The 11,823-nt window shown below is 57.5% G+C and carries 11 protein-coding genes; 7 read left to right on the forward strand and 4 right to left on the reverse strand.

What is annotated here, in order from left to right; all coding sequences use genetic code 11:
• Window positions 1-144: 144 nt before the first annotated feature.
• A complete protein-coding gene (locus tag ADIMK_RS13495) occupies window positions 145-861 on the reverse strand; it encodes a glutamine amidotransferase-related protein (protein WP_036189060.1) in 717 nt (238 codons plus the stop codon).
• A 219-nt stretch (window positions 862-1,080) separates the two neighbouring features.
• On the opposite strand from ADIMK_RS13495, the gene ADIMK_RS13500 reads away from it, so the two are divergent.
• Both ADIMK_RS13500 and ADIMK_RS13505 read left to right on the forward strand, forming a co-directional pair.
• The gene (locus tag ADIMK_RS13500) at window positions 1,081-2,484 is read left to right on the forward strand and encodes an aspartate aminotransferase family protein (RefSeq protein ID WP_036189062.1); all 1,404 of its coding nucleotides are present in this window, start codon (window positions 1,081-1,083) and stop codon (window positions 2,482-2,484) included.
• A 150-nt stretch (window positions 2,485-2,634) separates the two neighbouring features.
• Entirely contained in the window at window positions 2,635-3,444 is an 810-nt protein-coding gene (locus ADIMK_RS13505) for a response regulator transcription factor (RefSeq protein WP_036189063.1), read from the forward strand.
• A 53-nt stretch (window positions 3,445-3,497) separates the two neighbouring features.
• Here the strand turns inward: ADIMK_RS13505 and ADIMK_RS13510 are convergent, their stop codons facing one another.
• Together ADIMK_RS13510 and ADIMK_RS13515 are read right to left on the reverse strand one after the other, a co-directional pair.
• Window positions 3,498-4,982, reverse strand: coding sequence for an aldehyde dehydrogenase (locus tag ADIMK_RS13510; protein ID WP_036189064.1), 1,485 nt, complete (start codon window positions 4,980-4,982; stop codon window positions 3,498-3,500).
• Between the two features lie 108 nt (window positions 4,983-5,090).
• Entirely contained in the window at window positions 5,091-6,101 is a 1,011-nt protein-coding gene (locus ADIMK_RS13515) for an ankyrin repeat domain-containing protein (protein WP_036189065.1), read from the reverse strand.
• 149 nt (window positions 6,102-6,250) lie between these two features.
• On the opposite strand from ADIMK_RS13515, the gene ADIMK_RS13520 reads away from it, so the two are divergent.
• Together ADIMK_RS13520 and ADIMK_RS13525 are read left to right on the forward strand one after the other, a co-directional pair.
• Window positions 6,251-7,291 carry a hypothetical protein gene (locus tag ADIMK_RS13520; RefSeq protein ID WP_036189067.1) on the forward strand — a complete coding sequence of 347 codons (1,041 nt, stop codon included), beginning with the start codon at window positions 6,251-6,253 and terminating at the stop codon, window positions 7,289-7,291.
• A complete protein-coding gene (locus ADIMK_RS13525) occupies window positions 7,288-8,049 on the forward strand; it encodes a hypothetical protein (protein WP_036189070.1) in 762 nt (253 codons plus the stop codon). Before ADIMK_RS13520 ends, ADIMK_RS13525 begins: the two co-directional genes overlap by 4 nt.
• Before the next feature lie 18 nt (window positions 8,050-8,067).
• On the opposite strand, the gene ADIMK_RS13530 is transcribed toward ADIMK_RS13525, so the two are convergent.
• The gene (locus ADIMK_RS13530; protein WP_231517056.1) at window positions 8,068-8,787 is read right to left on the reverse strand and encodes a FadR/GntR family transcriptional regulator; all 720 of its coding nucleotides are present in this window, start codon (window positions 8,785-8,787) and stop codon (window positions 8,068-8,070) included.
• Between the two features lie 113 nt (window positions 8,788-8,900).
• Here ADIMK_RS13530 and ADIMK_RS13535 point away from each other — a divergent pair, with 113 nt between their 5' ends.
• From ADIMK_RS13535 to ADIMK_RS13545, 3 genes are read left to right on the forward strand one after another with little or no spacing between them, the layout of a single operon-like run.
• Window positions 8,901-9,671 carry a (Fe-S)-binding protein gene (locus ADIMK_RS13535; RefSeq protein WP_036189072.1) on the forward strand — a complete coding sequence of 257 codons (771 nt, stop codon included), beginning with the start codon at window positions 8,901-8,903 and terminating at the stop codon, window positions 9,669-9,671.
• 3 nt (window positions 9,672-9,674) lie between these two features.
• Window positions 9,675-11,078, forward strand: coding sequence for a LutB/LldF family L-lactate oxidation iron-sulfur protein (locus ADIMK_RS13540; protein ID WP_036189075.1), 1,404 nt, complete (start codon window positions 9,675-9,677; stop codon window positions 11,076-11,078).
• Window positions 11,075-11,743, forward strand: coding sequence for a LutC/YkgG family protein (locus tag ADIMK_RS13545; RefSeq protein ID WP_036189079.1), 669 nt, complete (start codon window positions 11,075-11,077; stop codon window positions 11,741-11,743). Before ADIMK_RS13540 ends, ADIMK_RS13545 begins: the two co-directional genes overlap by 4 nt.
• Window positions 11,744-11,823 lie beyond the last annotated feature (80 nt).

Here is an 11,823-nt window from a genome sequence, read left to right on the forward strand (position 1 = left end):
GACAACAACAGGTTCTCAGCGTCGGCATAAAATACCATAGATGAGTCATGCTCAGGATTGAAGCTGGCCGATTGGGACGAGAAACCCGGTGTTGAACACACCGGGTTGGAGAGTAAAACGCGCGGGCTCTGCGTGAACGTTCTGTTAGTCTGCCCGCCCCCGAGTCAGGAAACGCGTCATCCATTTAGCCACGAGCGCCGAATCCACTTTGGCATCCTTAGTGAGGGTTTCCAGCCCTTTGTCTGCCACTTCGTCAGGCACCACCGCGCTCTTGCGCGAGCGTACCAGCTCACGCTCGTAGTCGATGGAGAACTCGGGATGCGCCTGCAGCGTCAGGATACGGTTGTCGTAAACAAGGCCTGCGTAACGGCAAAACTCGGACGTGGCGAACAGGCGGGCACTTGGCGGCAGCTCCAATACCTGATCCTGATGCATGGCATTGATGGTGAAGGCACGCTCACCCGCATCCAGAAACGAGTGTTCGCCTTCGATGGCATAGGTATGCAGGCCTACGCCCCAGCCTCCCTGGTACTTCTCCACTTTGGCACCGAAGGCCGAGGCGATGATCTGGTGGCCGAAACAGATGCCGACCAGCGGGATATCCGCCTCGTAGATATCGACAATCAGCTGCTTGAGTGTCTGCATCCAGGGCAGGTTGTCATACACACCACAGCGCGAGCCGGTAATAATCCAGCCCTCGCACTGATCCGCGGACGCAGGAAACTCACCGTCGCGTACATCGAATATGGAGTAGCTGTGAGCCTCTGGCCCCATCAGTTGAACGAACATGTCGGCGTACGAACCGTACTGACCGATCAGGGTATCCGGTGTAATACCTGTGGCTAGAATCCCGATTTTCATTATCTGTCCTCTGACACAGTCCTTGAAGTAGGTTTCTGTCTTGTCTGTATAGACTATAGAGGGTGTCTAAACGTCAAAATATCCCCGGGTAGGTATATTCGCAAAACAACCGCTCTCGTTACTGTTGGCTCATCCCGTATGGGTATCGCTCGGCATCGGCAAGGCTTGTCACCAAGGCCACACAGTCGAGCAGACCACAATAACGACTGGAGACAACCCATGAATGCGATCAACAAGGAACCGGCCCGCAGTGAAGATATCCGCGCACTGGATGCGGAGCATCATCTGCACCCCTTCACCGATACCCACGCACTGAATGCCAAGGGTGCGCGCGTGATCGAGCGCGCAGAAGGGGTCTACCTCTGGGACAGCGAAGGCAACCGCATTATCGACGGCATGGCCGGCCTCTGGTGCGTCAATATCGGCTACGGTCGCAAGGAGTTGGCCGAAGCTGCCTACACGCAGATGAATCAGCTGCCGTATTACAACACCTTTTTCCAGACCACAACGAGCCCTGCAACCCAATTGGCAAAGGAGTTGGCCGTCCTGACACCGGGCGACCTGAACCACATCTTCTTCGCCAACTCAGGCTCCGAAGCGATCGATACCGTGATCCGCATGGTGCGCCGATACTGGGAAGTGATGGGCAAGCCCTGGCGCAAAACCCTGATCGCGCGCAACAACGCCTACCACGGCAGTACCATCGGCGGCACCAGTCTCGGCGGCATGGGCGCCATGCATAATCAGGGCGGCCCCTTCCTGCCCGGCATCGAGCATATCCGCCAGCCGTACTGGTATGGCGAAGCAGACGGCCAGAGCCCCGAGACGTTCGCACTGACCTGTGCACAGGCGCTGGAAGAGAAAATTCTGGAGGTCGGACCGGATAACGTCGCCGCCTTCGTTGGTGAGCCGATTCAGGGTGCCGGGGGCGTTATTGTTCCCCCCGAAGGCTATTGGGCCGAGATCCAGAAGATCTGCCGCAAGTACGATATTCTGCTGGTGGCCGACGAGGTGATCTGCGGCTTCGGGCGCACAGGCAACTGGTTCGGCAGCCAGACACTGGATATCAAACCTGACCTGATCTCCATGGCCAAGGGCCTCTCCTCCGGCTATCAGCCGATCTCGGCCGTCGCGGTCGGTGAGCGTGTCGCCAGTGCCCTGATCGAGAAAGGCGGCGAGTTCTACCACGGTTTCACCTACTCCGGCCATCCGGTTGCCGCCGCGGTAGCTCTTGAGAATCTGCGCATCCTGCGTGAGGAGAAGATCATCGAACAGGTACGCGATGTCACCGGCCCTTACCTGCAGCAACAACTGCGTGAGCGGCTGGGCAACCATCCGCTGGTCGGTCACATCGAAGGTGTGGGTCTGATTGCCGGTATGGCGCTGGCGCAGGACAAGGCGCAGCACAAGCTGTTTGACTCAAACCTGGATGTCGGCACCATTTGCCGTAACCACTGTTTCGCCAATGGCCTGATCATGCGCGCCTGCGGCAACCGTATGGTGCTGTCTCCGCCGCTGGTGATCACCAAGGCCGAGATCGACGAGATGCTCGACAAAGCGTTGCTCTGTCTTGACCTCACCGTTGCATCACTCAAGGAGATGGGCGTCACCCTCGGTAGCTGATTTTTCGTCCTCGACCCTGTGGCATATAGCAACGTTCTGTTTCTGCGTTTATTGCCAGATGTTGTTATATGCCATTTTTTTGTGTAGAAGAAAAAGGACTGATTCTATTCAAACCACGCGGCAATGCCGCATTTAAATCGCAGTACTCCCATGGCTGACACATATCAGACGATCAACGTCCAGGATAGCTGGCAGAAGAACCTGGCGTTGCTGATCGACCATATACGCATGCCCAGCTTTCCCGATCTGCTCATCGAATATCTCGCGACCCTCTGCCAATTCGATACATCCCTCACCGTTACCTACAAGAAATCGTTCAAACCGATCATCATCCAGCCAACGGATCCGTCGGAACAGAGCAGCACGCTACGCTCGTTCATCGATAACGGCTACTACCTGCTTGATCCGCTGTTTAACGCCATACAGAACGACGTCAGCTCGGGCGTTACACGTATATCGGAATACGCACCGGATTCGTTCGAGAGCAGCGACTTTTACGTGAACTGCTACCAGTATTTCGGCATCGTCGATGAGATCGTGCTGATCATCAAACTCGATCAATCGGTCACCTGCGCCATCTCGCTCGGACGCAAGAAAGAGCTAGGATCGATCACCCGAACGGAGCTTCGCGCCCTGCAGGAGATATTTCCGGTGCTCAGTGCCCTGTTCCGCCAGTTTTGGACAGCGCAGTCCGGCGAGTATGTGCAGTACGAGCAGTCGGACGACTCGATGAAGCAGGCCCTCAAGAGCTTCGGTAGCGGCGTGCTGACTCAGCGTGAGCGGGAGATCACCCACCTGCTGCTCAAGGGCAACTCATCGAAAGCGATTGCGGACAGTCTTAACATCAGTGTGGGTACGGTGAAGGTGCATCGAAAGAACATCCACGCCAAGCTCAACACGTCGACACAGTCAGAAATTTTTACCCTGTTTCTGAACCACCTGAAGAGCCTGACCGATTAGAAACAAAAAGGCCCCGGCGTGCGCACGGGGCCTTTTTCAATCGGCAATCGGGATCAGAGCGATATCCAAACCGACTTAAGTTCCGAATACTTGTCCAGCGCGTGCAGCGACTTATCGCGGCCGTTACCTGAGCCCTTAACCCCGCCGAACGGCATAGTGGTATCGCCCTCGCCCCAGCCGTTAACCCAAACCATGCCACTTTCGATAGCACCGGCTACGCGGTGAGCGCGCGAGAGGTTGTCGGTCCACACCGAAGCGCCCAGACCGTATATGCTGTCATTAGCCAGAGCAATCGCCTCCTCTTCGGTATCGAAACCCGCCACTGCCAGCACAGGGCCAAAGATCTCCTCACGCACACAGGTCATCGCCTGATGGGTCTCGGTGATGATGGTCGGCGTCGGGAAGAAACCCTTGCCCTCGGGCATGGACAACCCACCATGCTCGATACGACCGCCTTCGTCGATGGCGCTCTGCACGTAACGGTTGACCGTATCCAGCTGAGCCTTGTCGACCATTGGCCCCATTCTCACCTTCGGATCGAGTGGGTTACCCGGCTGGTACTTACCGGCAAACCGCTTGAGTGCTTCGATGAACGGCTCGCGGATGCTGTTCTGCACATAGAGACGTGAACCGGCTATACACACTTCCCCCTGATTGGTGAAGATCGCGCCAGCGGCCCCGCGGGCAGCCGCTTCGATATTCTGGCAATCCTCGAACACGATCAGCGGTGACTTGCCACCGGCCTCGATCCAGACCCGTTTCAGGTTGGATTGTCCGGCGTACTGCATCAGCATGCCCGCCACACGGGTAGAGCCGGTGAAAGCTAATGCATCGACATCCATATGCAGGGCCAGCGCCTTGCCTGCTGTGTGCCCAAAGCCGGGAACGACATTGAGCACACCGTTAGGCAAGCCGGCGTCCCGCGCCAACTCTGCAAATCGCAGGCAGCTCAGCGAGGCTTTCTCGGAGGGCTTGAGCACCACGCTGTTACCGGCAGCCAGCGCCGGTGCCAATTTCCACATCGCCATCAGCAGCGGGTAGTTCCAGGGCGTAATAGCACCCACCACACCAACCGGATGTCGGGTGATCAGTCCCAGCGTGCTCGGCTTGGTCGGCGCAATCTCGCCGTACACCTTGTCGATACACTCGGCAGTCCAGCGCAGGCAATCGATGGCATCGGGCACATCGATGGCCGTCATTTCGGAGATTGTCTTGCCCATATCGAGGGTATCGATCAAGGCGAACTCATCAGCATGCTGCTCGAGCAGGTCGGCGAGTTTCAGCAGCACGCGCTTGCGCTCGGCCGGTGCTGCCCGCGACCAGTCTCCAGCCTTGAACACCCGACGTGCAGCAACAACCGCCGCGTCGATATCCGGCGTATCGCAGCTGGCCACATCGACCAGCAGCTCTTCGGTGGCGGGATTTATGGCCGGAAAAGTGTCACCGCTGATCGACGGGCGGAACTCTCCGTCGATCCAGGCCTGTGCACGAAACGAAATATCCTGTGCCAGCGCGGTCCACTCGGTAAGCGTACGCATAGAACCTCCTAATAAATTGCACCATTGACGCGCAGACTAGTCTTCCCGGCACTGAAATCCAATATACCCTGAGGGGTATTCACAGCCATGGAAGAGATGGTGCGACTATCAGTTCTCCAGCATACGCTCGGCATCCAAAAGCTTCTGCAACGCCAGCGTATAATACTGACCGCTTGATCCGGCGCGGTTGATATAGCGCTTGAACTTGGTCAGCGCCGCTTCAGGATCGTCAAGCTCCAGTAACGCCTCGCCCCAGAAATAGTAGAACGAGTCTTCCATCGGAATACTCAGACGATCGAGAAGACGCGCATAGAGCAGCGCATCGATATAGTTTTCGCTTTTCAGAGCCGTACTGAACGCCACCAGATACTTGTCCCGCTTGAACTGCATCGGCAAACCGCTATCCCGGGACTCCGTCTGCGCAAGACGATCTTCCAGCCGTTCAAGCCGCTGCTTCTGCTGGTGCGCGGCATACCACTGCCTGACCATCTCCGGCGTTACATTTTTGGTCTTTGCCGCCAAGGTGTAGCTGTCGTCGCCGTCGTCATTCTTGACATCCGGCGATGCGCCAACACTGATCAGGTACTCAACCAACTCGCGATTATCGGCAAAAACCGCCAGACTCAGCGGACTCCAACCGTGGTCGGTGGTTACATTTAGGCTGGCCCCTCTTTTGAGCAGATATTTCATCATGGCAACATCACGATACCGTGCGGCCAGCAGCACAATACTCCAGTCGTCGGGGCTGCGTTTGGTCATGTCGGCGCCACCATCGAGCAACGCTGCGATCGTCTCGATCGAGCCCTCGTAACGAACCGCAGCCAGCAGTGGCGTCCACCCCTTCCAGCTGGCATCCACCCTTGCACCGCCTTCGAGCAACGTCTTCACTATGTCGGTCTGCCCTTTTTCAGCAGCCCGGTACAGCGCTGTATAACCGGTTTCAGAGACTGCATTGGGATCAGCCCCTTCGTTGAGCAACGACTGCACGCGAGCGGCGTCGTTATCGAAGGTTGCGGTAATCACGCGCGGCTGCACGGAACAACCAGCAAGCCCCATCAACAGGACAACGCCGGCGAACAGGGGTAATTTCGGTATCAGTCTCAAGGATTGGCGCTTCATGAGAAGTCCCTTTCAGTATATGGTTTGGCCTCAGGCAGGCATGATGCGTCGCACTATTGTGACGTTACAAAAGCGGTACCGGCTTGACAAGGTAGCGTTACCGTCTGCTCTTGCTGCCCTTGCTACGATATCCAAGGTAGGAGCTGAACATGTCAGTATGGAAAAAACGCCTTTCAATCTTGCGATCAGCTCTTCTGGCTCTGCTGATCCCCGCATTGCCGCTGCACGCTGAGGGCCTGTCGCTGGACGATCTGATGGGCACACCTGCCAAGCACTCCTCAGCAGGCAGTAGCCCCGACCAGCTGCTCGATTCGGCAAAACCTGCCGGCGGTGCCAGCCTGGATCTCAGCGATATTCATGCAGGACGCGAACAGGCCAGACAAGTGCGCGCAGTCGATGATTTGAGATCACAAGACAGGGAGATTGTACAACGCTGCCACTGTGCACTCAGTTCAGATAACTGCTACGACTTCAGCCCCCGCCGTTTGAACCTCTCTCAACAGGTGGTGATCGACGCGGCTAAAAAAGCCAATCACGACCTGACCGAGCAAGCAGCCAATATCTGCCGGAGCTGGAACGGCTCGAAAAACCTGGCGGTTACCGACATGGCCGCTATCGAGGCGCAGGCAAAGCTGGCTCACCGCTATCAGGGCCTGCTAGACAGTGTTGAGAAAGCCGCGGATGACAGCGCGTCAAAACTGCGTCAGAAGGATGATCAGATCGCGGCCAGCATCGCGCAGCAGGAGTCTCAATCGAGCTTCGACTGGGGCAAGGCACTGGCGTTGGGCGTTGGTGCCGTGGCAGGCGGATTGGGTAACCTCGACTCCGCCAGCCAGACCGAGATTCTGGGGGCTATTGTCGCCGATAGTTTCTCGGGGGATTCCAGTATTTCCAACCTTCAGTCGACCGTGAACTCGTTAAATGCGGAGTTGCAACAAGTCTCCCGCAGCGCCAGCCCCGGCGTACAGGGCGGTCAGGGCGGTCAGGGCGGCGGTATCAGCATCGATGAGAACTACAGTTTTACCTGCCCCTCCGGTCGCAGCGACAACATACGGATTCAGGCCAAGAGCCAGAGCTGCGCCCAGGCAATGAAGCGCTATGCGAAAGCCGCCGGATGCAACCTGATCGATGAACTGGAATCGGCCCAGCAATCCTATTACAGCGCCTGCGCATCGGAGATGTATCAATGAAGCCTATCGCATACATCGCCCCACTGCTGCTGTGCAGCGCCATGGCATCGGCCGATGAGTGCCGCGACAAATTTGTCGCCTGTGTCCAGAACACCGGGAATCCGGGCACCTGCCAGTCGACTTACCAGCAGTGCAAAGCCCCTGTCAAAGCACCGGCACCCGAGGAGAGTCAAGGTGATGCATTGAGCCTGGAACCGAGAATGAGCCAGCTAAATGGTCTGGATACCGTTGAGCTGTGGGTCGCCAATACGGGTAAGGTGCCTGTGCAAATCGGCGATGTCTCCTATGACATCCGCTGTGCCGATGGCACGACTCAAACCGCTTATTTTGAACTTGGCGGCATGGTCGGACCCAATGCCGAGCACCAGCGCGTCGGCTTTCCTCAGGTTATCTGTGCCGACGCAGGCGGCGCTGTGGCGATGCTCGAGGGCAAGGAGGCGCCCGATACCGGCAGCGCCAGCCTCGCGGCACAGATCATCTACTACCTCCCCTGTGCCAATGGCACGACTCAAACGCTGACACTGGAATACAAGCAACCGGGGTTCTATCAGTGGCAATCCACCAGCGGCATAACAGGACGCTTTCCCACCAAAACTCTGATCAACAGCGATATGGTTGCGATGGCCTGTTCCCCCGAGTCGCCCCCACAGCCAAACCGGATGCAACAGGTGCTTGAAGAGCTAAACCGGCTGCTCAACGACCACTCACAGGGAACGCCCGTCCCGACCAAATCGACCACAACAGGGGTTAGGGGTTAAACACCCAACCTGCCCGGGCTATTCACCGGCCAGAATCGCCCGCGTATACAGGATGTGTTCGCGGGCAATCTCCCGTGCCCGCCGCGCATCACGGGCCTGAATGGCATTATGTATCTCGGCATGCTGGCCGCGAATCCCTTCGGGATAGCGGCCAAACTTTTTCAGTGTCCGTGACAACACACCGTAGATGGCATTGAAGTAACGCTCATAGAACAGCTGGCTGAACGAGATCAGCAGCAGGTTATGGCTGGATTGGGCGATTAGCGTATGAAAGCGCAGATCCGCCCGGGCCTTGGCCAACGTCGTCTCGCTCTGCCCGCGTGCATGCATCAATGCGTACTCTGCCGCCAGGGCCTTGAGCTCCTGATCGCTGGCCCTCTGCGCGGCGTACCCAGCACACTCACCCTCCAAAAAGGCGCGCACCTCCAGCACCTGAAGCTGGAAATCCAGATCATCACCCAGCCCTTCAAGAGGCAGTTGCAGATGAGGAGCCATCAGATTAGTGATTCGGCTTGCCCTCCCTTGAGAAGACTCGATAAAGCCTGCCGCATTTAGTCGTGACAGCGCGTCCCGAACCATCTGCCGGGACATGCCGAAATCCTCTGCCAAACGCCGTTCAGAGGGTAGCCTGCCCCCAGGAATCAGTTCACCACTGGCGAGCTGGGTCACCAGTTCCTCATACAGACGATCACTTTGCCCCGGCGATGCCGGTTTGTCGCTCAAGCGGTTTTCGGCCAAGGAAGACGTACCTTTTCAGTTCTTGGTCAGACCAGTTGACAGGATAACATTTCCAATATCGGTTGCCTCACCTATCTTTCACTGCACGATAAGCAGATAGAGATACTCAGATTATGGCTAACCCGCATCCCCGTGTCGGGCTGTTCGTGACCTGCCTGGCTGACATGTTCCGCCCGGAAGTCGCCTTCGCCAGCGTCAAGCTGCTGGAGATGGCAGGATTCGAAGTCGAGGTGCCGGAGCGGCAAACCTGCTGTGGCCAACCGGCCTTTAACTCCGGAGACCGGGCAGACGCCGCGGCGATCGCCCGCCAGACAATCGAAGCGTTTGACGGCTTTGAGTATGTTGTCGGCCCGTCCGGTTCATGCATCGGCATGTTGCACCACTACCCCGAGCTGTTCGCCAAGGATGATCCCTGGTATCAGCGTGCTCAGACACTGAAAGCCCGTGCCTTCGAGATCACCAGCTTCCTGGCGGTACATCTGGATCTGGATAAGCTGTCCAGCTCGTTCAGCGGTAAGGTGACCTATCACGACTCCTGCTCAGGCCTTAGAGAGCTGGGTATCAAGAAACAGCCGCGCATACTGCTGTCTAAAATCCCCGGTGTTCAGATCTGTGAAATGGAGGAAGCGGAAACCTGTTGCGGCTTCGGCGGTACCTTCTGCGTCAAGTATCCCGATATCTCCAACCGCATGGTCGGCAACAAAAGCGATAACATTCGCGCCACCGGTGCGGACACTCTGCTCGGCGGCGACCTGGGCTGTCTGCTCAACATGGCCGGCAAACTCAAGCGCGAAGGCATTGACGTCAAGGCACGCCATATCGTCGAAGTGCTGGCCGACATGGCACAGATACCGGCCATTGGCGAAAGTGACAGGGGGGCATAAGCGATGGAGATCAGAAGCAAGGCGTTCAAAAGCAACTCACGCATTGCGCTTGAAGATGCCAACCTGCAACGAGCGTTGGGCAACCTGAAAGCGGGCTTTCCTTCCAAACGTGCGGCTGCCATCGCTCGCCTGCCCGAGTTCGATGCCCTGCGCGATCAGGCGCGTGATCTGAAAAACCATATCCTCGAACATCTGGATCTGTATCTGGAGGAGTTCGAAAAGAATGTGACGACCAACGGCGGTACTGTGCACTGGTGCCGCAGCGCCGAAGACGCACGCAAAACGATCCTGCAGATCTGTCAGCAGCAGGATGCCAAAACCGTGACCAAGGGCAAGTCGATGGTGAGCGAAGAGATCGCGCTCAATGAATACCTCGAAGCCAACGGTGTCACACCGGTGGAAACTGACCTTGGCGAGTACATTCTGCAGCTGCGTAACGATCATCCCAGCCATATTGTCGCCCCGGCGATTCACCTGACACTGGACGATGTCTCCACCGCCTTTCACGAGCACCACAAGCGGCCGAAGAGCGACGACCCTGCTGTTCTGATGCAGGAAGCACGAGAGGTGTTGCGCACCAAGTTTGTTGCCGCCGATGTCGGTATTACCGGCGCCAACTTCCTGATTGCCGAAACAGGCTCTACCATTATCTGCACCAATGAGGGTAACGGCGATCTGACACAGACATTGCCGAAAACCCATATCGTTGTCTCGTCGATAGAAAAGGTTGTGCCGACGCTGGAGGATATGACCCTGTTCCTGCGCCTGCTGGCACGCTCGGCTACCGGTCAGGAGTTCACCGTCTACAACACCCTGTCCACAGGCCCCCGCCGCCGCAGCGATCAGGATGGCCCGGAAAACTTCCATGTGGTGCTGGTGGACAACGGCCGCAGCGACATGGTCGGTACCGAGTTTCAGGAGATGCTGCGCTGCATACGCTGCTCGGCCTGCATGAACCACTGTCCTGTCTATGGCGCCGTCGGTGGTCATACCTATGGCTGGGTCTATCCCGGCCCCATGGGATCGGTCTTAACGCCGCAGATGGTTGGCATCGAGAACGCGGGTTTGCTGCCCAACGCCTCAACCTTCTGCGGCAAGTGCGAGGAGGTGTGCCCGGTACGCATTCCATTGCCCAAGCTGATGCGGCACTGGCGTGACAAGGAGTATGAAAAGCACCTGAGTCCGGCCAGTGTCCGCTGGGGCTTGGGCACCTGGAGCTTCTTTGCCCGCCGCCCCTCTCTCTATCGCTGGCTCTCGCGCGGCAGCAACCTGTTTTTACGCCTGGTGGGCGGTAAACGGGGCCGTATCTCTAAACTCCCGCTTGCCGGTGGCTGGACCGACTTCCGCGATCTGCCAGCGCCAAGCGGAAAAACATTCATGCAGCAGTGGCAGGAGCGCAAGCAATGAGTCGAGCTGAAATCTTTAACCGCATCCGTTCTGGCCTGCGTACCGGAGCCGACGACCAGCAGCGCCGTGACGCCGTGCAGAACCGCTTGCAGGCCAAGGCTCGCAACCTGATTCCGGCACGGGCTCAGCTGCCCCACGATGCCTGCGTCAAGCTGTTCATCGATATGGCAGAGGAAAGCGCCGCCGAGCTGATCGAGCTGCAACATCGCAGCGAATTGGCGGCGGCGGTCGAGCACTGGCTCGAAGAGAACGGAATCGCCCAATTGGTGATGGCCAGCGATGAAAACCTGACATCGTTGAACTGGTCCGGCAAAGGCACACTGGTACGCGAAGAGCGCGTCGCACAGGCCGGCGACGAAGCCAGTCTGACCAACGCGTTCTGCGGTATCGCGGAAACCGGCACGCTGATGCTGCACTCGGGCCCGGACAGCCCGACTACGCTGAACTTCCTGCCCGATATCCACCTGGTGGTGCTCTCATCCAGTACCATCGTCGGCCCTTACGAGGAAGCCTGGCAAAAGTTGCGCAATGCAACCGATGGCGTGATGCCACGCACGGTCAACCTGATTACCGGGCCATCACGCAGTGCCGATATCGAACAGAGATTGCAGATGGGTGCGCACGGTCCGAAGCAGCTCATTATTTTTCTGTTAACAGACGAATAGTCCTTAAGTCAGCATTTAACGACAGTTAAATGCTGTTCGCTTTATCTGCAAGACAATAAACCTGTCCCATCTATCAACTT

The organism is Marinobacterium lacunae (genome assembly GCF_000705555.1).
GTDB classification, from domain to species: Bacteria; Pseudomonadota; Gammaproteobacteria; order Pseudomonadales; family Balneatricaceae; genus Marinobacterium_D; species Marinobacterium_D lacunae.